The 22,637-nt window shown below is 56.6% G+C and carries 25 protein-coding genes; 8 read left to right on the top strand and 17 right to left on the bottom strand.

Translation table 11 applies throughout. The annotated features are described in order from the left end of the window. Positions 1–20 precede the first annotated feature (20 nt). The 4 genes from ABIE61_RS06245 to ABIE61_RS06230 are packed head-to-tail and all read right to left on the bottom strand — an operon-like array spanning position 21 to position 2,923. Complete coding sequence (locus tag ABIE61_RS06245; RefSeq protein ID WP_354407859.1) at positions 21–428, bottom strand: OsmC family protein; 408 nt, start codon at positions 426–428, stop codon at positions 21–23. Between the two features lie 29 nt (positions 429–457). After that, positions 458–1,276, bottom strand: coding sequence for an indole-3-glycerol phosphate synthase TrpC (trpC, locus tag ABIE61_RS06240; RefSeq protein WP_354407724.1), 819 nt, complete (start codon positions 1,274–1,276; stop codon positions 458–460). After that, positions 1,276–2,316: an anthranilate phosphoribosyltransferase gene (gene trpD / locus ABIE61_RS06235; protein ID WP_091825421.1), complete on the bottom strand. Its 1,041-nt coding sequence runs from the start codon at positions 2,314–2,316 to the stop codon at positions 1,276–1,278. The genes trpC and trpD overlap by 1 nt, the downstream gene beginning before the upstream one ends. Positions 2,317–2,341: 25 nt before the next feature. Further along, positions 2,342–2,923 (bottom strand): anthranilate synthase component II, encoded by a 582-nt coding sequence (locus ABIE61_RS06230; RefSeq protein ID WP_354407722.1) that lies wholly within the window; start codon positions 2,921–2,923, stop codon positions 2,342–2,344. 246 nt (positions 2,924–3,169) lie between these two features. On the opposite strand from ABIE61_RS06230, the gene ABIE61_RS06225 reads away from it, so the two are divergent. Then, the gene (locus ABIE61_RS06225; RefSeq protein ID WP_354407720.1) at positions 3,170–3,718 is read left to right on the top strand and encodes an HD-GYP domain-containing protein; all 549 of its coding nucleotides are present in this window, start codon (positions 3,170–3,172) and stop codon (positions 3,716–3,718) included. Between the two features lie 29 nt (positions 3,719–3,747). Here the strand turns inward: ABIE61_RS06225 and ABIE61_RS06220 are convergent, their stop codons facing one another. Genes ABIE61_RS06220 through ABIE61_RS06200 form a run of 5 tightly spaced genes read right to left on the bottom strand, consistent with a single transcriptional unit; the run spans position 3,748 to position 6,934 of the window. Continuing rightward, on the bottom strand, positions 3,748–5,091 hold the full coding sequence (locus tag ABIE61_RS06220; protein ID WP_354407719.1) for a sensor histidine kinase: 1,344 nt from the start codon (positions 5,089–5,091) through the stop codon (positions 3,748–3,750). Further along, positions 5,088–5,765: a response regulator transcription factor gene (locus ABIE61_RS06215; protein ID WP_354407717.1), complete on the bottom strand. Its 678-nt coding sequence runs from the start codon at positions 5,763–5,765 to the stop codon at positions 5,088–5,090. The genes ABIE61_RS06220 and ABIE61_RS06215 overlap by 4 nt, the downstream gene beginning before the upstream one ends. A 2-nt stretch (positions 5,766–5,767) precedes the next feature. Next, entirely contained in the window at positions 5,768–6,085 is a 318-nt protein-coding gene (locus ABIE61_RS06210) for a PepSY domain-containing protein (RefSeq protein WP_354407715.1), read from the bottom strand. Between the two features lie 32 nt (positions 6,086–6,117). Further along, complete coding sequence (locus ABIE61_RS06205) at positions 6,118–6,654, bottom strand: cytochrome b/b6 domain-containing protein (RefSeq protein WP_354407713.1); 537 nt, start codon at positions 6,652–6,654, stop codon at positions 6,118–6,120. Positions 6,655–6,664: 10 nt separating this feature from the next. Continuing rightward, positions 6,665–6,934: a PepSY domain-containing protein gene (locus ABIE61_RS06200; protein ID WP_091825405.1), complete on the bottom strand. Its 270-nt coding sequence runs from the start codon at positions 6,932–6,934 to the stop codon at positions 6,665–6,667. Positions 6,935–7,101: 167 nt separating this feature from the next. Here ABIE61_RS06200 and ABIE61_RS06195 point away from each other — a divergent pair, with 167 nt between their 5' ends. The 4 genes from ABIE61_RS06195 to ABIE61_RS06180 all read left to right on the top strand — a co-directional run bounded on the left by ABIE61_RS06195 (position 7,102) and on the right by ABIE61_RS06180 (position 11,110). Then, positions 7,102–8,550 (top strand): HD domain-containing phosphohydrolase, encoded by a 1,449-nt coding sequence (locus ABIE61_RS06195; RefSeq protein ID WP_354407710.1) that lies wholly within the window; start codon positions 7,102–7,104, stop codon positions 8,548–8,550. A gap of 79 nt (positions 8,551–8,629) precedes the next feature. Beyond that, positions 8,630–9,412 carry a phosphatase PAP2 family protein gene (locus ABIE61_RS06190; protein ID WP_354407707.1) on the top strand — a complete coding sequence of 261 codons (783 nt, stop codon included), beginning with the start codon at positions 8,630–8,632 and terminating at the stop codon, positions 9,410–9,412. Beyond that, positions 9,381–10,085, top strand: coding sequence for a response regulator transcription factor (locus ABIE61_RS06185; protein WP_354407705.1), 705 nt, complete (start codon positions 9,381–9,383; stop codon positions 10,083–10,085). Before ABIE61_RS06190 ends, ABIE61_RS06185 begins: the two co-directional genes overlap by 32 nt. Continuing rightward, entirely contained in the window at positions 10,082–11,110 is a 1,029-nt protein-coding gene (locus ABIE61_RS06180; RefSeq protein WP_354407703.1) for a sensor histidine kinase, read from the top strand. The genes ABIE61_RS06185 and ABIE61_RS06180 overlap by 4 nt, the downstream gene beginning before the upstream one ends. On the opposite strand, the gene ABIE61_RS06175 is transcribed toward ABIE61_RS06180, so the two are convergent. Then, positions 11,083–12,798, bottom strand: coding sequence for a phosphoethanolamine transferase (locus ABIE61_RS06175; protein WP_354407701.1), 1,716 nt, complete (start codon positions 12,796–12,798; stop codon positions 11,083–11,085). The two genes, ABIE61_RS06180 and ABIE61_RS06175, sit on opposite strands and share 28 nt — an antisense overlap. A gap of 75 nt (positions 12,799–12,873) precedes the next feature. Further along, positions 12,874–13,482, bottom strand: coding sequence for an IMPACT family protein (locus ABIE61_RS06170; protein WP_206840391.1), 609 nt, complete (start codon positions 13,480–13,482; stop codon positions 12,874–12,876). Between the two features lie 135 nt (positions 13,483–13,617). On the opposite strand from ABIE61_RS06170, the gene hrpB reads away from it, so the two are divergent. Then, positions 13,618–16,140, top strand: a complete 2,523-nt coding sequence (gene hrpB / locus ABIE61_RS06165) for an ATP-dependent helicase HrpB (RefSeq protein ID WP_354407698.1) — start codon at positions 13,618–13,620, stop codon at positions 16,138–16,140. Positions 16,141–16,190: 50 nt separating this feature from the next. Here hrpB and ABIE61_RS06160 read toward each other — a convergent pair whose 3' ends face one another. Next, on the bottom strand, positions 16,191–16,655 hold the full coding sequence (locus ABIE61_RS06160) for a cold-shock protein (RefSeq protein WP_354407697.1): 465 nt from the start codon (positions 16,653–16,655) through the stop codon (positions 16,191–16,193). Positions 16,656–16,845: 190 nt separating this feature from the next. On the opposite strand from ABIE61_RS06160, the gene ABIE61_RS06155 reads away from it, so the two are divergent. Next, the gene (locus tag ABIE61_RS06155) at positions 16,846–17,052 is read left to right on the top strand and encodes a SlyX family protein (protein ID WP_091825386.1); all 207 of its coding nucleotides are present in this window, start codon (positions 16,846–16,848) and stop codon (positions 17,050–17,052) included. Here ABIE61_RS06155 and ABIE61_RS06150 read toward each other — a convergent pair. Genes ABIE61_RS06150 through mpl form a run of 5 tightly spaced genes read right to left on the bottom strand, consistent with a single transcriptional unit; the run spans position 17,046 to position 21,418 of the window. Next, positions 17,046–17,846 (bottom strand): class I SAM-dependent methyltransferase, encoded by an 801-nt coding sequence (locus ABIE61_RS06150; protein ID WP_354407695.1) that lies wholly within the window; start codon positions 17,844–17,846, stop codon positions 17,046–17,048. The genes ABIE61_RS06155 and ABIE61_RS06150 overlap by 7 nt on opposite strands. Continuing rightward, positions 17,843–18,667 carry an undecaprenyl-diphosphate phosphatase gene (locus ABIE61_RS06145; protein WP_206840383.1) on the bottom strand — a complete coding sequence of 275 codons (825 nt, stop codon included), beginning with the start codon at positions 18,665–18,667 and terminating at the stop codon, positions 17,843–17,845. Before ABIE61_RS06145 ends, ABIE61_RS06150 begins: the two co-directional genes overlap by 4 nt. Beyond that, entirely contained in the window at positions 18,664–19,353 is a 690-nt protein-coding gene (gene tsaB / locus ABIE61_RS06140; RefSeq protein WP_206840382.1) for a tRNA (adenosine(37)-N6)-threonylcarbamoyltransferase complex dimerization subunit type 1 TsaB, read from the bottom strand. The genes ABIE61_RS06145 and tsaB overlap by 4 nt, the downstream gene beginning before the upstream one ends. 54 nt (positions 19,354–19,407) lie before the next feature. Beyond that, positions 19,408–20,046 carry a flavin prenyltransferase UbiX gene (locus ABIE61_RS06135; RefSeq protein ID WP_206840379.1) on the bottom strand — a complete coding sequence of 213 codons (639 nt, stop codon included), beginning with the start codon at positions 20,044–20,046 and terminating at the stop codon, positions 19,408–19,410. Beyond that, the gene (gene mpl, locus ABIE61_RS06130) at positions 20,036–21,418 is read right to left on the bottom strand and encodes a UDP-N-acetylmuramate:L-alanyl-gamma-D-glutamyl-meso-diaminopimelate ligase (protein WP_091825372.1); all 1,383 of its coding nucleotides are present in this window, start codon (positions 21,416–21,418) and stop codon (positions 20,036–20,038) included. Before mpl ends, ABIE61_RS06135 begins: the two co-directional genes overlap by 11 nt. Before the next feature lie 158 nt (positions 21,419–21,576). Between mpl and ABIE61_RS06125 the strand changes: the two genes are divergently transcribed. Next, positions 21,577–22,548: a class 1 fructose-bisphosphatase gene (locus tag ABIE61_RS06125; protein ID WP_091825369.1), complete on the top strand. Its 972-nt coding sequence runs from the start codon at positions 21,577–21,579 to the stop codon at positions 22,546–22,548. Positions 22,549–22,637 lie beyond the last annotated feature (89 nt).

Here is a 22,637-nt window from a genome sequence, read left to right as displayed (position 1 = left end):
AAACAAGTGATAAAACGGGTTTATTCCACGTCCACAATTTCAAAGCTGTGGCTGATTTTCACCCCTCCACGCTCAAGCATCAGCGATGCCGAGCAGTACTGTTCGGCGGACAGGCGAACCGCACGTTCTACCGCAGCAGGTTTCAGCTTGCGGCCACTGACAATGAATTTGACATCAATTTCGGTAAAGACCGAAGGCACTTCGTCCGAGCGCTCGGCACTGATTTCAGCCACGCAAGCGGTCACATCCTGACGCGCCTTGCGCAGAATGCCCACCACATCAACACTGGTACAACCGCCCAGACCGGTCAGCACCAGCTCCATGGGCCGCGGCCCCTGCTGGAGATCCTTGTCGATTACCACTTCAAAACCGGAACCGGTGGTCGCCTTGAAACGATCATCGCCATCCCAGTTAACACTGACATTCATGCTCATACTGCCTGTTTCCTCACAATGCGTTAGTGTGCAGCGCTGAAAAAGCGCGCCAGCTGCTGTCCTGGATCGTCTGCCCGCATGAACGCCTCACCGATCAGGAAAGCGTTGATCTGCCGGGCCTGCATGGCAGCCACGTCATCCGGCGTCAGAATGCCGCTCTCGGTCACGATAATGCGATCTGACGGGATGCGATCGAGCAGCTGGAAGGTGTTTTCAAGACTGACATCAAAGGTGTGCAGATCACGGTTATTAATCCCAACCAGACGGGTGTTGAGCGGCAGAATACGCTCAAGTTCCTCTGCATTATGCACCTCAATCAGCACATCCATGCCAAGCTCATGGGTCAGCGTGGTCAAGTCGGACAACTGCGCATCGGTCAGGGCCGCAACAATCAGCAGAATACAGTCAGCCCCAAGTGTGCGGGCTTCGTAGATCTGATAGGGGTCCACGATAAAATCCTTGCGGATGACCGGCAATGAACAGGCGCTGCGTGCCTGCTGCAGGTATTCGTCCGCCCCCTGAAAGAAGTCTACATCGGTCAGTACCGACAGGCAGCTGGCACCGCCCCGCTCGTACGAAGCGGCAATTTCGGCCGGCTCAAAGGGGTCTCGAATCACGCCCTTTGAAGGGCTGGCCTTTTTGATCTCGGCGATCACTGCAGGCTGACCCGATGACAGCGACGTTGCCAGCGCATCCGCAAACCCGCGCGGATCTGACGCACTGCCTTGCTGATCGGCAATACGCTGTTTCAGGTCTGCAATCGATACCCGTGCACTGCGCTCAGCCACTTCTTCATGCTTGCGAGCGATGATCTTTTTCAGAATTGTGGGTGTATCATTCATTATTCAGTTTTCCCCAGCTGCTGACTGAACGCGGCCAGCTGCTTCATTTTATCCAGTGCTACGCCCGAACGTATGGCTTCCAAAGCCTGCTCGACACCGGCCTGGTGTGTATCCGCCTGCCCGCTAAGATATACGGCTGCGCCAGCATTCAGTGCCACCATGGCAGCGGCCTTTCGTGCCACCGGCTCATCCGAACCACTCAACGCCAGCTGAATCAGGGCCAACGACTCCGAGGGACTGTTCACACTCAGACCGATCAAGCTCTGACTGTCGATGCCCACATCTTCAGGTGACAAGCTGTATTCCGTAATCTTGCCATTTTGCAGCTCCGCAACCTGCGTCTGGGTGGCCAGGCTGATTTCATCCAACCCATCCTTTGCATGCACCACCATAATGTGTTCAGCCCCCAGTTGCTGCATCACTTCCGCCATGGGGCGACAGAGCTTGGGCGTGAATACGCCGATCACGCCGCGGGTCGCGCCAGCCGGGTTGGTCATGGGGCCCAGTATGTTGAACAAAGTCCGCATACCGAGCGCACGGCGGGCACCGATCGCATGCTTCATGGCACCGTGGTAGCCAGGCGCAAACATGAAGCCGATACCAACTTCATCGATACAGCGTGCGACCTCATCGGCGCCCAAATCCAGATTGATACCGGCCTGCTCCAGCAGGTCAGCGCTGCCGCTGCTGGAAGAAACACCACGATTGCCGTGTTTGGCAAGCTTGACACCACAGGCCGCCGCGACAAAGGCACTGGCCGATGACACGTTGAACAGGTTGGCGCCATCGCCACCGGTACCAACAATATCAACCAGGGGGCCTACGGCCGGACGTACCGGTGTGGCCAGGTCACGCATCACCTTGGCAGCCGCGGTAATTTCATCAATCGACTCACCCTTCATCCGCAGGCCAACCAGAAAGCCGGCAATCTGGGACTCACTGCACTGCCCGGTCATTACCTGACGCATGACGTCTTCCATCTCCTCAAAACCGAGGTCGATATGGTCGACAATGCGTGCCAGCGCTTCCTGAATATTCATCCAATGCCTCCTGTTAGTATGCGATTCAACGCCGCTGAATAAAGTTTTCCAGCAGTGCATGTCCCTGTTCAGTCAGAACGGATTCGGGATGAAACTGCACCCCGTACAGTTCAAGCTCTCGATGCCGCAGCGCCATGATTTCGTCAGGCTCGCCATCTGCGGTGGTCGTCCATGCCGTCATTTCAAGACAATCCGGCAGGCTCTCGCGGCGCACAACCAGAGAATGGTAACGCGTCACCTCAAGCGGCTGCTTAATACTCGCAAACAGGCCTTTACCACGATGCTCGATCAAAGATGTTTTGCCATGCATGACCTGACGCGCCCTGACGACCTCAGCCCCGAACGCATGACCAATACACTGATGCCCAAGACAAACCCCCAGAATCGGCAGATGTCCGGCAAAATGACGTATGGCAGCAACCGAAATACCCGCTTCAGCCGGTGTACAAGGACCGGGGGATATCACCATATGGGTGGGCGCAAGGGCTTCAATCTGTTCCAGCGTAATCGCGTTATTGCGATGCACCTGCACTTCCATCCCCAGCTCTTCGAGGTAGCGGACAACATTCCAGGTAAAACTGTCGAAGTTATCGATCATCAGCAGCACTGCTTTTGTAACCCCCTGCTTAACCAATACGTTTTCATAACAGCCGCTGACCTCTATCCGCGTTTGCCATAGCAGACAAAAACGAATTGAACACTTTGAGCAATAATACATTACAGGGATGTAATAGCGAACTGGTACATATCACTGCAACCCGAGCCCCTGCTGATCCCTGGCGCTTTCTATTTACGTGAAAATGGGCCTATAGTGTCTGTATGAAATCACGACGGGCAATGAGAAGGATTATTCATGCCTCATATTACTGCTTTTATACAGCGGGTGGTTGATGCCCGAGACCCTGATATCGCGAGTCATCAAAGTCGGTTGAGGTCCTATGCAGAGGGTTTTGCAAAGCACCTGTCCCTGAATAGGGATGATACCTACACACTGGCCTACGGCGCTGAAATTCATGATATCGGCAAGCTTTCGATCAGCGAATCGATTTTACACAAACCTTCTCGCTTGACTCATGCCGAATATCTGCTTATCCAGCAACATACCCGGCTTGGAGCAGAGCTTATCCAGCCACTGTCACTTGATGACCAGATTGTAGCGATCGTTTTGCATCATCATGAAAATTTTGATGGCAGTGGATACCCGGCCAGGCTATCGGGTGAAAAAATCCCTCTACTGGCCAGAATCGTCCGAATTATCGACTCATACGATGCCATCACTGAAGATCGGCCTTACCATAAGGGTGCCCAACCTGCGGACGCAATTGCCATGATGCATTCGGATGCTCATTGGTATGACCCTGACCTGCTGAGAGAGTTTACGGCGTTCATATCCATTACGTAGAGCGGAAGCGAGTCATGCGCCAAGCCAAATCATGTTGCTCTCAGGCTCACCTTTACCTGCAGCCCTCCGAGTTCTGAAGCGGCAAAAACCAGCTCTCCATCGTAGCTTTCTGCCACCGCGCGACAGATAGACAGACCCAAACCGCTGCCATTGGCCTGCTCATCCAGACGCACACCACGCTCAGACAACCGCAGCAAATCGGCATCATTCACACCCTTACCATCATCTTCGACCAGTATTGACCACAGGTGGATATTATCCTTATCGGGCTGTATGTGAAGTTGTACACGCCGACAGGCATGACGCCAGGCGTTATCCAACAGGTTGCCGAGCAGCTCCAGCATGTCATCACGATCAAAAGGGATCGCCCCGGGCGGCAATTCGGATTTAAAATCGATATCATCTCGGCCGATACGCTGAAGCAGGCGCACCAAATGCGTCACTTCATCTTTTGGCACAAATTGCCTTCCCGGCCCCGGCGCACCGGCAATCCGAGCCCGACGCAGCTCCCGATCAATACGTTGATGCAGCTGCCGATACAGTCGCAGCAACTGTGCACTCTGTTCAGGGTCAGGATGCTGCCGTGCAAGCCACTGCAACTCTTGTAACGGATGCTTGAGTTCATGTGCCAGATTGCCCAGCGCCATCCGCGAGCGACTTGTTTGCTCACCTGAACGGCGCAACAGTTGGGTGATGGTTTCCACCAAGGGCACCACTTCTTGAGGTATCTCAGCCGGAAACTCAACCTCGGCACCAGCCTGCTGTCGCGCGAGGCTCTGGCGCAAAGGCTCAAGACGGGCAAATCCCGAACGCAGCACACGCCTTTGCAGGATCAGCAACAATGGCAGACTCAACAGCAACAGCAGCAGAAGCCCTGCTTCAAATTGACGCTGTTCCTGCTGCAGGTCCGCAATATCTTCAGCTATCCAGAGCGAAAAGCCCTGCCCCTGTTTACTGAACCCCTGTTCTCTGATCAACCACTGCTGATCACCGACCCCGGGCTTGAGCTCACTGTGGCTGACACCCACTGGCATCATTCGAGTTGAGGTTTCCAAATCCCAAAGAGAGCGTGAGCGCAAGGTCATTGTGTCACTTGCAAGTACATAATAGTGCCCCGAGTGGACCCGCTGATACACTTGCGGCAATGTCGTCTCATTCAACTGCCAACGGCCATCGGCCCCACGCTCCAATGCCGCAATGAGGCTCTCGGCATCATGCTCCAGGCGACTGAGGACAAAATTCTGGGTCAAATGGCTGACACTGATGTGTACCAACATCAGCAGTCCGCTCATGACCAACAACAGCACCAGCAGGAGCTGCCGCCGAATCCGCCACTCAAGCGAGCTACTCGTGGCCACCTGATTTCGACTCATGAGCCGCTCTCAGGCTGACTCGGCATCACATACCCCTGACCACGCCGGGTCAGGATGCAGCGTTTGCCAAAACGCTGACGCAAACGGTTGATGTAGACCTCAATCACGTTGCTGTCACGCAGATCTTCCTCTTCGTAGACATGCTCGCTCAGCTCGTTCTTGGACAGCACCCTGTCAGCGTTAAGCATCATGTAACGCAGCAGGCGGAATTCTCGACCGGTCAACGGATGCTCCAGCCCCTTCTGATCACGTACCAGCTGAAGATCATTGTCCAGCTCCAGCCCCGCCACTTGCAGACGACTGCTGGCATGACCGTGATGACGGCGGACCAGCGCCTCAAGACGCGCCAATAACTCTTCGGTGTGGAAAGGTTTGCCCAAATAATCATCTGCACCGGCCTTGAGCCCATCCACGCGCTCATGCCAGGCGTCACGTGCCGTCAGTACCAGTACCGGCATATCCAGACCTGCGTTTCGCCAGTTTGCGAGCACTTCAAGGCCCGGCCTGCGAGGCAGGCCCAAATCCAGAATAACGGCATCAAAATTTTCCTCCCGCCCAAGAAACTCACCATCCTCGCCATCATGAGCGGTTTCAACGGCAAAACCTGCCTGCTGCAGCCGAGGCTTGAGCTCCGCCGCAAGTCGAACATCATCTTCAACCAGAAGAATTCGCATGCTCAGTCCTCGATCTCTTCCTTGATAACAGCGCCACTGGAGGCATCCAGGTAAAACTCACGTACCACACCATCCTTACCCAGCACCTCAATTTCATAGACCAGACGTCCATCCTCCTCTTCGAGCTCTACATCAAGAAGATGTCCATTCAACCGTTCTGGATGCAGTAATATCAACTCAGACAAGGGCCGGATCTGCCCGGACAACATCAGACGACGCGCTTCATTTTGATCAAGATCACGACCGGCCAGGGCTACAGGTGACAGCACTATTGTCAGCCCCATCATGTATGGCAGCAGAATGGCAAACAGGCCTTTCATTGTGTCACCTCCAGCAATTTGTTGAGACCTTCTCAACTCACGTCAACCTCACCCGGCGCACGCTTACGTCCTGTGATCATCGATTTAACCAGACTCTCGCGGTGACGAACACTGGCCAGAACAACACCGGCCACATGCACCCCCGCAAGCATAAGCATCAGATTGGCCAGCAACTCATGACTCTCTTCGACCCACTCCTCACCCCACAACAGATCCGTGTAAAGCCAACCGGTGAGTGTCAATAGACCCATGCCCAGCAGCAAGGCCACAACCATGATACCACCTGCCGGATTATGCCCCAGGTAACGCGCCTCGCGCCCCTTCAACATATCCGACAGATATCCTGCAACAACTTTTGGATCACGCACAAACTGCCGGAATCTGGCATAACGGGGACCGAAAAGCCCCCATATCAACCGGAAAGCGATCAATGTCGCAGCTGTATAGCCTGCTATTTCATGCAGGTCCTGCCATTCATCCGCACTGGCCCAGGCCACTGCAAAGCAGAGCACCAGTGACCAGTGAAACACCCGCACCAGAGGATCCCAGACCTTTACAGTGGCATTCATTATGAGTTCCTCAGTCGTCCAGTTCCATTTTGACCATATCGAAAGTCTTGGGATCGAAGTAAGCCTCTACACGACGCTGCTTCTCGTCATAGCCATAGATTTCATAGCAGCCGTCATCGATCTTGAACTTTTTGATCTCCCATCCCTTGGCTTCAATGGCAGCACGGAAGGCCTCCTCAGTTTGCCATTCATCCTGTGGCACATCACATTTGTCACCAGCCATGGCCACACCGGAGACGGCAGCGGTGGAAAGGATCAGGCTCGCAATCAGCTTTTTCATCAGGTTTCTCCTGTCTGTGTTGGTTTACAGGGGTCACTGTACTCGGGCTGGCTGAAACCAAACTTAAAGCATCGACTTTTTTCCACAGGACTTCTTAAGGCTGCTTTAATAAGCTCTGTGCATAGTCAGCAGTGATACAGAATCACGAGCAGGTCCGGGAGATCAGGGTGCAGAATCATCATCACGACAGCCACAAGGACTCACAGACGGAAGAAAAACGCGCTCGATTACCCCTCTCTGCACGTTTTCTGTTGTTTGCCATCAGTATTCTGGTCTTGAACGGTTATCTCTTGTCACACAAGACTGACAAAGTCATCGAGCAGGCGTTTTTGGCCCAGGCCGACCAGAAAATACATCTGCTGCTGGATCAGATTCGACGCAATGTTGAACAGGAGCGGATCGCACTGACCGACGCTGCACTGGCCGCCGAGGTGGATTATCTAAACCGCCATAGCGACTTTGGCTGGCAGCTGCATATTCAGGATCTCTACGCCTTTGATGCCAACGGCGACATTATTGCTCACAGCCAGGCCCAGCGGGGCCAAAAGGCACTTCAACCAGGCTCCACTTATTATCGGGTCATTCATGACCGGCAGCCATCACTTGGAGAATCCCGAGAACACCACACAGACAGCGGCTTCATTAAGGCGGATTATCTATTGCCGATGACCCTGCCTGGTGGCGCCATTGCGGGCATTGAGGCCGAGGTCGATATTACCGGCCTGAAAAAAGCGATCAGCAGTTTCGATGGCCCTTTCGAGCAATCCATGTGGAATACCATTTTGATCAGCAGTCTGCTGATGCTGCTGTTCCTCGGCGGTTTGATCCATTTTCGGCTCACGGGTCCGATACAGCGACTTCATCGCTGCGTACAGGCACTTTCCCGTGGAGAGCTGGACAGCCGTGTCAGCGTGACGACCCGTGACGAGATGGGACAGCTGGCATCCGGCGTCAACCACCTGGCCGAGAGTATTCAAGAATTACTGCGCGAGCAGGAAAGAACCTACATGGCGACGCTAAGTGCACTGGCCCAGGCACTGGAAGCCAAGGACCCCTATACCGCCGCTCACTCAGGCCGCGTCTCACGTTATGCCGTCAAACTGGGCCAGCAGCTGGGTCTGGAGACCGACCAATTGGCCCTGCTGAAGAAGGGAGCCCTGATGCACGATCTGGGCAAGATCGGCATTCATGACACCATTCTCAACAAACCCTCTGCTCTCACCGATGCCGAATACCAGGAGATGAAAAAACACCCGGTGATGACCGCTGCCATCATGAAGCCGCTGAAACGCTTCAGCGCCTTTGCCGAGATTGCTGCCTGGCACCATGAGCGCTGGGACGGGACCGGCTACCCCGATGGACTCAAGGGCGACGAGATTCCACTGCTGGCACGCATCGTCGCAATTGCCGACACCTGGGACGCCATGACCGGTGACCGCATCTATCGCCCCGGAATGCCCGTCACGAAAGCCTTGAATATTCTCGAGTCCGAGCAGGATCAAGGGCAGTTTGATCCTGAGCTGATACGGGTGTTCATTGCCATGATTCGTCAGGAACAGCCTGAGGATGCCCCTTCGGCAGCCGAATACTCGTCTCGACCAAACACCTCTGTGTGACGCGAGCGAGGCTTTCACGTCCTCTTCACTCTGTGGCAGGCATCATGCCAGTCCCCTCTACAGTGGCGGTTGTTACAGCATGAATTCCAGCCTTCCAGGCCGCACAGGCCTCATATGCTCAGCCCTTACGGCGCTGGCATGCGCCATGGTGGCGACCCTGATCATCCACCGTTTTCAGCTTGACCTGACACTGGCCCAATGGATTTATGCGCTGGAAGGTCATGAATGGACCCTGAAGGAGCACTGGCTGTTCAGTGAGTTACTCCATCAACGCGGTCGGCAGCTCAGCATTGCCTTGCTTCTGCTTTGCCTCATCCTGTTGTTGGCCAGTGGCATTCATCCACGGCTGCGACCTTACCGAAGAGTTTTGGCCTATCTGGTCATTTCGCCACTGATTGCCAGCGGAGTGATTCTGCTGGGCAAACGCTCCCTTGGCGTTGAATGTCCCTGGAGCCTGCAACCTTTTGGAGGCGATGTACCTTACTCACCCTTGCTGCAGCAGCTTTTCAATCACGGTAGCGGAAGCTGCTTTCCCGCCGGACACGCCAGTGCCGGGTATGCCTGGCTTGCGCTCTATTTTGCGGCGGCAACTGTCCAGCCACGGTGGCGATATGCCGCACTTGCCCTGGCACTGGGGCTCGGCCTGCTGTTCGGGACCACTCAGCAGCTGCGAGGCGCACATTTTCTGTCACACGATATCTGGAGTTTTACACTGTGTTGGTCGATCAACGCCCTGCTGGCGGCGCTGATGCTGGCACCCAGGCGCGATTGCAGCCTTCACCCCGACAGCTCTATGATGCAATTAAAATCAGTAAGCGAGCGTCTGCCCAATGTCTCAGATTTCCGTTCTACTAGCCGATGACGATCCTGGCATTCTTGAGGCGATCGCCGACTTTTTAAGCTGGCGCGGCATCAGTGTTGACTGTGCCCGTACCGGCGAGCAGGCACTCGAACTGTCCAGGCAACAACATCATGACGTACTGGTGCTTGATGTCATGATGCCCGGCATCAGTGGTTTTGCGCTCTGTCAGCAGCTGCGTCAGCTGGGCGTCACCACCCCGATTCTGCTGCTGACAGCTCTCGATCAAGTGAGTGACAAGGTCACCGGTTTTTCCGCCGGTGCCGACGACTACCTGGTCAAGCCCTTTGCCATGGACGAGCTGGTTTGTCGCATTGAAGCCTTGAGCCGACGCGTATCACGTCAACAACTGCGCCTGCTGCATTTCGGTCCACTGGAACTGGATGTGGAACAGCAACAGGCACGGCGCGATGAAGTACCGCTGCAGCTGACCCCTCAGGGCTTTACTCTGCTGCGCCACCTGATCGCACATGCTCCCCGCGTCGTCAGCCGTCGCGAGCTTGAGCAGGCCATCTGGGGAGACGAGCCCCCGGACAGTGATGCGCTGCGGTCACTGCTGTATCAGTTGAGAACCCAACTCGACAAGCCGTTCGACTCCGCAATGCTGCACACCCGCAGGGGAAGCGGTGTGTATCTACAACTTCCAGATGCCCCCAACACCACAGAAACGCCATGAAATTCACAACTCGCATCATTCTGATTACCGGACTCTCCACTCTGCTCTTGACCAGCCTGTACTGGCTGGCGGGCTGGCACCTGGTCGAAAGTATTGAGGATGCCAACCGGGCAGCCATTCTCGAATACATGGCCAGTCAGCCAGAACTCCAGCAAACGAGTATTGAGCAATTGCTGGACGAAACCAATTCATCCGAATTGATGGAACGAGCGCTCGTAATTGGAGGAATTCTACTGTTTTCGCTTGGAGCCATGGGCATCACTCTACTGCTGGTCTGGCAACAGACACGCCCCGTGCGGGAGTTGATGCAAGCAATTGAAGCGGTTGATCCTTCTTCGCCACAGATGACGCCCCTGCCCCGCAAGGATGAACTGGGCGAAATGAGTCAGCGCTTTGCCCAGCTGTTACGGCGCATTGATGGCTTTATTCAGCGGGAACAGAACTTTACCCGCTTTGCCAGTCACGAACTGCGCTCCCCCCTGACCGTGATACATGGCTCGCTGGATCTGTTGCAGGAGATGTCGAGAGATCACACCAATCCCGCCGAGAAACGGGCGTATCAACGGATCGCCCAAGCCGTCAATCGAATGGAGCAGTTGACCGACTCCTTCCTTTGGCTGTCCCGTGAACAGCCTTCAGAGCATTGCAAAGTCGACAGCCACATGCTGCAGCAGCTGATCAACCAAAGTGACCATTCGGGACTTGAGCTGCAGCTGCAGATTGGACCAGTACTGGACTGGTCCATTCACCCCTTCATATTGTCAGTCATACTCGACAACCTGTTGGGCAATGCGCGCCGCCATGGTACAGGGGTACTGACACTTGAGGCGGATATTCACTCACTGATCCTGACCAACCCAGTAGCAACTGCAGGCCCAGAAAACAAGCAACAGGGCTTTGGCTACGGCCTGCCAATCATTGCCCAACTATGTGACAAGGCCGGAGCACATTTTTGTTACCACCAGGATGCTCGGCAGTTCCAGGCCCAGATCGAGTTTCAGCCATCAGCCTTCCTGGCCGACTGAGTGTGTACTGTCGCGAGACTCCGCTGCCCATTACGACAAGGCGCAAACAGATCCAGCTCTGTCTGGTAGACTGATGTACTGACCTGCATCAGCCCCAACAGAGAGTGAGCCAGGAAGTCATGGCTGAGTGGTTTGTCACTGTTTGCCTTGAGACACTGCCAGTCAACACCATGCTCCTGCTGGAACCCGGCTGACAGCCAGGTGATCAGAGGCACCTGCTTTTGCTCTTCTGGCGCCAGCAGCCAAGGCATACCATGCAAGTAGAGGTTATTCTCACCCAACGACTCGCCATGATCCGAGACATAGAGCATGGCGGCGTTAAGCTGCTCTTGCCGCTGCAACAGCTCGATCACCCGTGCCAACAGATGGTCGGTATAGCGAATGGTATTGTCATAGGCGTTGACGATATCGGTCTGAACACAGGTCTGCAGCTCGCTGCTTTGGCAGACCGGTGTGAAGTACTGATAGTTCTCAGGGACGCGTTCAAAATACGCCGGCCCATGACTGCCCTTCTGATGCAGTACGATCACCGCAGGCCCGTTAATCTCCTCCAGCTGCTGCTGCAACCCAAACAATAACTGATCATCGAAGCATTCCTCTTCCGTACAGTCGTGCCCCGGATTGAGCTGCTCCGCCTCGATCACCGGAATGCGTGCACACACACCCTTGCAGCCGGAGTTGTTTTCACGCCAACGTACAGAAACACCTGCATGCTGCAAAATATCCAGCACATTGCTCTGATAGGCCACCTGCTCATCGTCATATCGTTCTCGCTGCTGCAGCGAGAACATACAGGGCACCGACACAGCTGTACTGGTACCGCAGGATTCCACATCCGTAAAGCTCACCACCGGCAGGCGCTCCAGCTCGGGCGTGGTATTTCGCGCATAGCCGTTGAGGCCAAAGTTCATGCTGCGTGCCGTCTCACCCAATACCACAATCAGCACATCAGGCTTTTGCGCTTTCGCGGATACAGTCTGAAACCCGGCTGATTCAAGTCGAGCGTCCAGCCCCAGCGGCTGAAAGACACGCTTGGAGGCATCATAGGCTCCACTGAGGTATCGCCCTGTGTAGTACAGGTAGCTGGACGGCAGCGCCAGATTGCGGATCTCACGGTGATTGCGAAACAGCGAGGAATAGTCCTTATACAGCAGTGCTGCATTCAGCCCGATCAGGAGCAGGCAGCTGAGCAGACTGATGGTTTGCCCCACCAGAATCCGCTTAACCGGCTGGGGCTTGATCCTGATCCACAGCAGCAACAGGGACGGCAACACGCCTTTCAACAACAAGTTAAGCAACATGGCACCGGTGACCAGATCCCTCACTTCTGCCGGGTCGGTCTCGAACAGATTTTGCACCATGGTCTTGTCAATCACGATGCCATAACTGTCCATGAAATAACCGACCTGCGCCGTGCTCAGAAGCAGAAACACCGCCACCGGCTTAATCAGTCGTGGCCAGCACAACAAGCCCAGAAACAGCTGAATCACCGCCAGCAGAAACAGTAAAAAAGCTGCGGCAAAAAACCACTTGTGTACGGCATCAGCATACTGAAGCGATAGAATCAGGCGCCAGAGCGATCCGTTATAGAACAACCCCAACAACAGTGCCACCAGCCAGCCCAGCTGAACGGCGCTCAGCCGGGGACGAGGCAAGTAAGACAGTTTTGAAAACAGGCGAACAAGCATGGCTATGTCCTGAAGATTTATCAGACCTGTAGCATGCTCTGTACTGTGTGAGGCTAACGTGAAAACAGGCTCGAATCAGGCCCCAACATCCGTATTGGTGTTCAGTAACTCCAGCTCCCCTCTTGTCTGCTCCTTCAGTTGGTGCAGGCATTGCTCCAGCGGCTCCGCTTCACCCTGCAAAGTGGCCAACACCTGTTGCTGATACTCTACCTCAAGTGCCAGCCCGGCCTGCTCGGCCAAACGGCGCACCAGTGCTTCATGCGCATGCTCAAACCGGATCTGCGCCTGCGCCTGAGGCTTGACCTCGACATATTCGACCTGCTGCAGCGGCTCGCTGATCGCCTGGCTGTAGGCGCGTACCAAACCACCTGCACCCAACTTGATACCACCAAAGTAACGCACCACCGTGGCCAGCACGTAATCCAGCCCTTTGTGCTGCAGTACATTCAATATCGGGCGGGCCGCCGTGCCCGAAGGCTCGCCGTCATCGGACTGACGCACCTGCCCGGCCACCAGCATCGCATAGCAGATATGCCGCGCTTCCGGATGCTGCCGCCAAAGTTCGGCCACCCGCTCAAGTCCGGCCGCATGGGAGTGGATCGGCTCAATACAGCCGATAAAGCGTGACTTCTTGATCTCGATCTCGCTGTGTACCGGTTCGGCCAGGGTTTTGTAACAGGTCATGAGCAACGCAGGTCCTCGATTGTTAGGTCCACGCGGGATGATAGTACATCGCACGGTCTTCTGTCCGGTCGCGGGCAGCGCCCCGCCTGCGTTGCTGGTACACTTCGCAGGCCCGAACTGCCAAGGATTATGACCATGCCCGACCTCTCTCAGCTGCCGATCGACTCACTGCTGCCAGAGATCGTTGCCACCCTTGAGCAACAGAACGAACTGATTCTTGAAGCCGAACCCGGTGCGGGCAAAACCACACGCGTGCCACTTGCACTGCTGGACCAGCCCTGGCTGGCAGGACAGAAAATCATCCTGTTGGAACCACGACGACTTGCGGCCAAGGCTGCAGCCCAACGACTGGCACAGCAACTGGGTGAGCCGGTCGGCAAGCGTGTTGGCTATCGTGTTCGGCTCGAAACACGCATCAGTGAGGCCACCCGCCTGGAAGTGGTCACCGGCGGGGTGCTGGTGCGCATGCTGCAGGAAAATCCGGGGCTTGAGGGCATAGGGTTGTTGATTCTGGATGAGTTTCACGAGCGCAGCCTGGATGCCGACCTCAGTCTGGCACTGGCACTGCAGGGGCGGGAGCTGCTGCGCGAAGGGCCTCCACTCAAACTGCTGCTGATGTCGGCAACCCTCGAGCACTCGACATTGTCTGCACGGCTCGGCGGCGCACCTGTGGTGCAATCCAGTGGCCGCAGCCATCCGGTGGAGATCATCTGGTCCGCCCGCAGTCGCAGCGACGAGCCGATCGAGCCTCGCATCGCAAAACTGGTGGCACAGGCACTGCAGCAGCACGCCGGCAGCCTGCTGGTGTTTCTGCCGGGACTGGCCGAAATTCGCCGCACTCAGGCACTGCTGGAACCGCTGCTGGAACAGTATCCCGAGCTGCTGCTGACCCCGTTGCATGGTGAGCTGCCGCTGGATCAGCAGCAACAGGCGATACTGTCACCACCCCGGGGCCAGCGCAAAGTGGTACTGGCCACCGCCATCGCGGAAACCAGCCTGACCATTCAGGGCATAGAAGCGGTCATCGACTCCGGGCTGAGTCGACAGGCGCGTTTTGATCCCGCCAGTGGCATGACGCGTCTGTTCACCACCCGCGTGTCGATGGCAAGCGCCACTCAGCGTGCAGGCAGGGCTGGACGCCTGGGGCCAGGCACCTGCTATCGGCTTTGGTCCGAAGTCCAACACAGTGAGCTTGAACCCCAGACACGCCCGGAAATTCTTCAGGCCGACCTGGCACCACTGGCACTGCAACTGCTGAACTGGGGCGTGAACGATCCAGCCGAACTGATCTGGCTGGAGCCACCGCCTGCGGCCACATTCAGTCAGGCAATACAGCTGCTGATGCAGCTGGAGGCGATTGAAGCCCCCGCCCCCAACCAGTTACGTCTGACCCGCAGAGGCGAGCGCATGGCCGAGCTGCCGACTCACCCCCGTCTTGCCCACATGTTGCTATGCGGTGCGGAAAACGGCCTGCTGCCATTGGCGGCAGACCTTGCGGTACTGCTGACCGAGCGAGACCCGCTGAATACTCAGTCCGCCGACCTGCGCCAGCGGCTTGACTGGTTGCACAGTACAGGCCGCGAGCCACATCGGCGCAGACTGCAGCAGCTTGCAAGCCAGCTGCGCAGCAGCTGCAGCGATATTACCTGCCAGCTGGACAGCGACAGCCCGGATCAGCCCCACTGGATCGGCTATCTGGTTGCCTGCGCCTACCCTGACCGGATCGCGCGGCAGCGTGAACCCGGCTCTGCACAATACCGTCTAAGCCAGGGGCGCGGGGTTACGCTGGCCGAACAGGACCCGTTGCGCAAACATGAATGGCTCGCGATCGCCACACTCAGCAGCCACAATGGACGCGCTTCGGACAGAATCAGACTGGCCAGTGCCCTGGCCCCCTCGCTGTTCGAAAGTCAGTTAAAGGATCTCAAACGAACTGAAGAGGTCGTCGAGTGGGACAGCCGACAGGACAGGTTTGTGGCTGAACGGCAGGTGTGCATCGGCAATCTGGTGTTGAGCCGAACACAGCTACAGGAAGTAACGGTGGAGCACAGGCGCAGAGCCATTGTGTCGCTGCTGCAGCGTGAAGGGTTACTGCGGCTGAGCTTTACACCTGAAGTCGAGCAGTTCAGGGCACGAGTGGCGTTTGCCGCCAGCCAGGACAGTGATGCCCAGTGGCCCGACCTGTCCGATGCAGGGCTGCTACAGACGCTGGAGCAATGGCTGTCGCCCTGGCTGGATACTGTTACTCGACAGGACGATCTGACTCGGCTCGATCTGCTGTCGATTTTTCGCAGCCGGCTGGACTGGCCACAACAGCAGTTGCTGGATCAGCTCGCCCCCGAACGGATATCCGTTCCTTCAGGCTCCAGCTATCGAATCGACTACAGCCAGTCGCCCCCGGTACTGGCGGTAAAATTGCAGGAGATGTTTGGCTGCCTTGATACTCCCCGTGTAGGCCACGGGATTCCCCTCACGCTGCACCTGCTGTCGCCGGCACAACGACCGCTACAGGTGACATCCGATCTGGCCGCATTCTGGGCTGGAAGTTACCGGGAGGTGAAGAAGGAGATGAAGGGACGCTATCCAAAACACCCCTGGCCGGATGACCCTGCCAACGCAGCGCCGACTCGATACACCAAACGACGTCAGCCGTCTTGAAATAGGGAAGGAAGGAAAGGTGCCGGCAGCGAAGCTACCGGCAGAGGGGGTCAGCTGCGAACGATGGACACGTCTTCAGCTTGCAGGCCTTTGTCGCTTTCACGCACGCTGAAGCGAACTTTCTGACCTTCGTTCAGAGAGCGGTGACCACGGCCACGGATGTTGCGGAAATGAACAAACACATCATCACCATTTTCACGCGTGATGAAACCGAACCCCTTGGACACGTTGAACCATTTAACGCTGCCGATTTCACGACCGTCGTTCTCGTCACCTTCGTCATCATCCTGCTCTGAAGCATCGGAAAACGGACGAGCTGTCCGCGCCGTGGCGGCAGAACCCGCAGGCTGCCAGGCACTGGCCAGGGTTACAAGCAGAACCACAACAGCGATGATAGCCAAAACCGGCACGGTAAAGCCTATCTCGATATCTGCAAAGCGCTGCAGCAGAAAAGGAATAATAAACGCAGCCAGAACACTGGCCAACACACTCTTGATTAACTGATTACCACTCATTGATCTTCTCTGTTTATTAACTGAATGTTTATGCAATATAAGATGCGCAGATTTTGGAAGACGCGCATTGAAGCTCGTCAGATATACTCTATTCGTCATTTTTTTTCAATGGCTTAAGCCGGACAGGCTTTCTGACAGAGGGACCTATGAACTATCCTATGGACCCCGTCCAAACAGCAAGGAGGTCATTATGGCCGACAACGATACCCTGGCAGAGCTGGAATCACGCATCGCTTTTCAGGAAGACGCCATCGACAAGCTGAGTGAAGTCGTGGCGCGGCAGGAAATGGATCTGGAAAAACTGACGCGAATGGTCAAAATTCTGCACGGCCAGCTGCGTGAACTCGGCGGCAGTGAAGAAGCGCCCGCAGCCGATGTACCGCCGCCCCATTACTGAGAACTCTGGGCTCCACCCAACGCTCGCAGGGCATAGATGTCATAGCGGCTGGACTTGCCTTCCAGCGAGTAGGAAGGCTTTTGACCCGTGATGGCAGGCGCCTTTCGGGCGCGTTTGACCACCACCCGACAGCGCGCAGCCTCTAGCGCCGCCGCCAGCAACTCGGCATCATCGGTATCCTGGCCGACCAACTCTCTGAAAGCCAGCATCTCTTTCTTGACCTGAGCCTTCTTGTCCGTATGCGGGAACATGGGATCAAGGTAGACCAGGTCTGGCTGTTGCTGCTCAGGACACTTCTGCAGCCAGATACGCCCGTCAGCCCGCTCCAGCGTCATCCGCTGCAGCGTTTCGGCCAGCTCAGGCACACTGATGGCCTGTTCCAGCCCGGCTGCCAGAAGTGCATGCACAACCGATGAGCGTTCCAGCATGTGTACCTGACAGCCCAGCGTCGCCAGCACAAAGGCATCTCGCCCAAGGCCTGCAGTCGCATCAACAATGGTTGGGCGTATGCCTGACTTGATACCGCAGGCCCTGGCGATCAGCTGGCCCGTACCGCCGCCAAACTGACGCCGATGCGCAACTGCACCGGACACGAAATCGGCCCTGACAGGTCCCGGGCGTTTTGGCCCGGTCGCGTAAAGCGCCAGCCCCTGCAAGTCAAACAACAGCACCTGCTGCCAAGGCTCGGCAGAGGCCAGATCAGGAGACGCAACACAGGGAAGACCAAGCTCAAGCGCCAATGTTTCTGCTTTTGCCCTGCCGTCCTCATACTGCCAACCTACGGCCAGATTCACACCAGCCCCCCGGGGCCTGCCAACCAGACCAACAAAAGCACAACCCCCAACGCCAGCCGATACCAGACAAACGGCATCATACCAACACGATCCAGCCATTTGAGGAACAGGTGGATACAGGCCAGCGCGCTGAGTCCGGCAACCAGTGTACCGACACCAATTTGCAGCCAGTGAGCACCACTGCCCTGCTCAGAAAGCCGCGCAACCTGCAGCACTCCGGCACCAAATATGATCGGGATTGACAACAAGAATGAAAACCGCGCAGCACTCTGACGCTCGAACCCCAGCATTAAAGCCGCCGTAATGGTGATTCCTGAACGCGAGGTACCGGGTATCAGGGCCAATGCCTGCGCCATACCAATCATGACAGCATCGCGTCGCGTCAGCTCACGAATTCCGCGACATTCCTGCCGGCGACTGTCAGCCCAGCCCAACAAAACGCCAAAAATCAGCGTAGCAGCCGCTATCACCAGTATCGAGCGACCATACTGTTCGATCAGGCCTGCAAACATGAGCCCGCTGAACATAGCGGGCAGAGTCGCCAGCACCACCAACCAGGCCAGCTTGCCTTCGGCATCGCACGGCCCACCCAAAGAACGCCCCCAGGCCATGGCCATACCGCTGACCTCTCGACGGAAATAATAGACAACCGCCAGCAGAGTGCCGACATGAACGCCGACATCAAACGCCAGCCCCTGATCCTCCCACCCCAGCAACTGGGAAGGCAGAATCAGATGCGCCGAACTGGAGATGGGCAGAAACTCCGTCAGCCCCTGAATCACGGCCAGGCAAAAGGTATGCAGCCAGTCACTGAAGTTCACTGCTGATCCTTTTTCTTCCAGGCAACCTGATCGCGCAGATAAACTGGGCGCGCATCATCCGGCGCCATGGCTGCTCCCTGCTTGAACACTCGCTGAGCCAGCTGTGCCATCGCCGAGGCCTGCGGGTAGACCTCCGCTTTGATCTCACGAACCTGACGCACCAGCTCTTCCGGCATCCGCTCACGATAACACCAGCCACTGCCCAACCCGACAAAAGACCGGACAGGGCTTTCCGGCGGCAGGTGGATCTGTGCCGGGGCACATACCTGTTCCTCGACCAGTGCAACCGGCTCACCGTCCTGCCACTGCCATGCACACCAGTAGACCTCGTCCATGCGAGCGTCCAGCACCGTCAACTGCGAGCAGCTGTCTTCACCTTCTGCCCAGGCGATCGCCTTCAGGGTTGAAACCGGCACCACCGGCAGATCTGCTGCCAGCGCCAACCCCTGAGCGGCTCCGGTCGCAATGCGAATGCCGGCGAAAGAGCCGGGGCCACGGCCAAAGGCGATGGCATCCAGACTGTTCAAAGCCACACCGGCTTCAGCCAGCAGCTCTTCAACCATCGGCAACAACAGATGGGTATGGCGGCGCGGCTCGATGACAAAGCGATCAGTCAACTGATCACCCAGCAGCAGCGCCGCTGAACAGGCATCGGTAGAGGTATCCAGGGCCAGTATCTTGGACATAGTCTTCTCGGTCGGTCAAAAACGGGGCTATTGTAATCAGCTGGAGTGAACAAATCACCCGCCCTGAATCAGCGCCTCACCCCAGCGTGGCAACAGTGCTTGTTCGAGCCCAAGTTGCGACAGGATACGCGCCACTACAAAGTCCACCATATCTTCGACACTTTGTGGGCGATGATAGAATCCGGGGCTGGCCGGAATGATGACACTCCCCATGCGAGTCAGCTTGAGCATATGCTCCAGATGGATCTCGGAATAAGGCGCCTCGCGGGGTACCAGTATCAGCTGCCTGCGCTCTTTCAATGCCACATCTGCCGCCCGCTCGATCAGGTTATTGCTGGCACCACAGGCGATGGCCGACAGGGTACCGGTACTGCAGGGACACACAACCATGGCAGAAGGCGCACCCGAACCGGACGCCACCGGAGCCATCCATTGTTCGCGCCCGAACACACACAGCTGACCTGCCATGGCGCCGTACTGCTCAGTCAGAAAGTGTTCCATTGCATCGGGCGATCCTGGGAGTTTGAGGTCGGTCTCGGTTGCGATCACAACCTGGGCTGCTTTCGACACCATTAACAGCACTTGCTGGTTCTGCGCCAACAGGCACTGCAGAAGACGCAACCCATACTGAACACCGGATGCGCCGGTAATGGCCAGCGTCACACGCCCAGCAAAACCACTGTCAGAGGACATGAATCGACTCCCGCTGCTCCAGCGCCTTCAGCAACTTCTGGTGAATACCGCCAAAGCCGCCATTACTCATGATCACGACCTGCGCACCGCGCGGCAATTCGCTTGCCAGACGGTTAACAAGCGGACATATTTCCGTTTCCAGCCGTGCCGGGACAGGGCTCTGTGCCACCACTTCATCCAGCGACCAGTCCAGCCCTTCCGGCTGATACCAGTACACCTGATCCGCCATGGCGGTTGCTTCGGCAAGCTGTGCCTTGTGGGCACCCAGCCTCATGGTGTTGGAGCGCGGTTCAATCACGGCCACCACTGCCTGGCGTTTGCCCACACGGGCACGCAGCCCCTCCAGCGTGGTCTGAATTGCACTGGGGTGGTGCGCAAAGTCGTCATACACGGTGATCCCGGCCACCTCGCCCAACCGCTCCATTCGCCGCTTGACACCGCCGAACCGGCTCAGCGCTTCAATCGCATGCTCTGGCTGAACGCCAACATGACGTGCCGCCACCAGTGCATTAATCGCATTGCTCACGTTGTGCAGGCCGGTCAGTGACCAGCACACTTCGCCCAGACTCTCGCCCTGGTGCTGAACGGAAAAGTGACTGCCATCTTCGCTCAGAAGCTGAGCCGACCAGCTGGCACGACGATCAAAGCCAGTCAGTACTCGCTCACTCCAGCACCCCATGTCGATTACATCATCAAGCGCTGCCGAATCTGCCGGCATGATAACCTGTCCGGTGGCGGGCAAGATCCGCATCAAGTGATGGAACTGGCGCTGAATCGCCGCCAGATCAGGAAAGATATCCGCGTGGTCGAACTCAAGGTTATTCAGAATCAGGGTGCGGGGGTGATAGTGCACAAACTTCGAACGCTTATCGAAAAAGGCAGTGTCGTATTCGTCCGCTTCAATCACAAAGAAAGGGGTTTCTCCGATACGGGCAGAGGTTTCAAAGTTGAGCGGCACGCCGCCTATCAGAAAACCGGGCGACATGCCCGCCTGTTCAAGAATCCAGGCCAACATGGTAGCGGTCGTGGTTTTACCATGGGTACCGGCTACCGCCAGCACCCAGCGGTCGGCCAAAAGATTGTCGTGTAGCCACTGAGGACCCGAGGTGTAGCGCAAATTATGCTCCAGCACATGCTCAACACAGGGGTTGCCGCGACTCATGGCGTTGCCGATGACCACCATATCGGGGGCCGGCTCCAGTTGCACCGGATCGTAACCCTGGATCAGCTCAATTCCCTGCTGCTCCAGCTGCGTGCTCATGGGTGGATAGACATTCGCATCCGAGCCGGTGACCCGGTGCCCCAGCTGTTTGGCCAGTATCGCCAGCGACCCCATGAAGGTACCGCAAATTCCGAGAATATGGATGTGCACCCGGATGCTCCTTTTCTTGTTCTGAATGCATCGCATCATATCAGCTTGGCGCTACGAAAACCGCACCGGAAACGATCTGTTCTTATGCAAAATCCATCAGGATAGCGTACAATTCAGCGCGTCTTTCCCATCGGATCAAACAAAGGCCGAATTCACAGATGCAGCTGCTCAGCAACTACCTGAAACACCACGACACCGACCTCGAACTCGTTGAACTGATCGACACACTGATGATCGCCTGCAAGGAGATCGCACTGCAACTGCGAGAGGGCGCTCTGGCCGGTATTCTCGGCACCACCAATGACACCAACGTTCAGGGTGAAACCCAGAAGAAGCTGGATGTCATTTCCAACGACGTGCTGAAAAAGGTGCTGCTCGACAATCCTCTTGTCCGCGGCCTCGCGTCTGAAGAGGAAGACGACCCTGTCTTCGGCAACCCAAATGGTCGCTTCCTGGTGACTTTCGACCCTCTGGACGGCTCTTCCAACATCGACATCAATGTTTCCGTGGGCACCATCTTTTCCATCCTTGAAGCCCCTGAGGGCGCCACGGATGATAATGTGGACATGTTCCTGCAGGCAGGTCGCAAACAGGTGGCTTCCGGCTATGTACTGTACGGTCCTTCAGCGGTTCTGGCACTGACCACCGGGCATGGCGTCAATATGTTTACCCTTGCTCACACCGGTGATTTCCTGCTGACTCGTGAAAACGTCAAGATCCCCGAAGAAACCAAAGAGTTCGCCATTAACATGTCGAACCACCGCTTCTGGGAACCTTCGATGCGCAACTATGTTGACGACCTGCTCAAGGGTGCCGAAGGCCCCCGTGGCAAGAACTACAACATGCGCTGGATCGCCTCCATGGTGGCCGAGGTGCATCGTGTCCTGACCCGTGGCGGTATTTTCACGTACCCTTGGGATTCACGCGAACCCGCCAAGCCCGGCAAGCTGCGCCTTATGTACGAAGGCAATCCGATGAGCCTGCTGATCGAGCAGGCCGGTGGCATCTCCAGCACATGTTACAGCGACATACTGGATATTCAGCCTGACCACATCCATCAGCGCGTATCCGTGGCGCTGGGTTCACGCGAAGAAGTCGAGACGCTGCTGCAGTACCACTGCGACTGCTGAACAGGCGTTTCACCTGTAAGTCGTATTCCGGCGGGCTGCTGGGCAGTTTATACTGCGGCCCGCTATACGTTCTGTCCTTGTAATCGATA

Source organism: Marinobacterium sp. MBR-111, assembly GCF_040547585.1.
GTDB lineage: Bacteria > Pseudomonadota > Gammaproteobacteria > Pseudomonadales > Balneatricaceae > Marinobacterium > Marinobacterium iners.
Note: the sequence above shows the minus strand (reverse complement) of the source record. Positions and strands in the feature narration are given on the sequence as shown.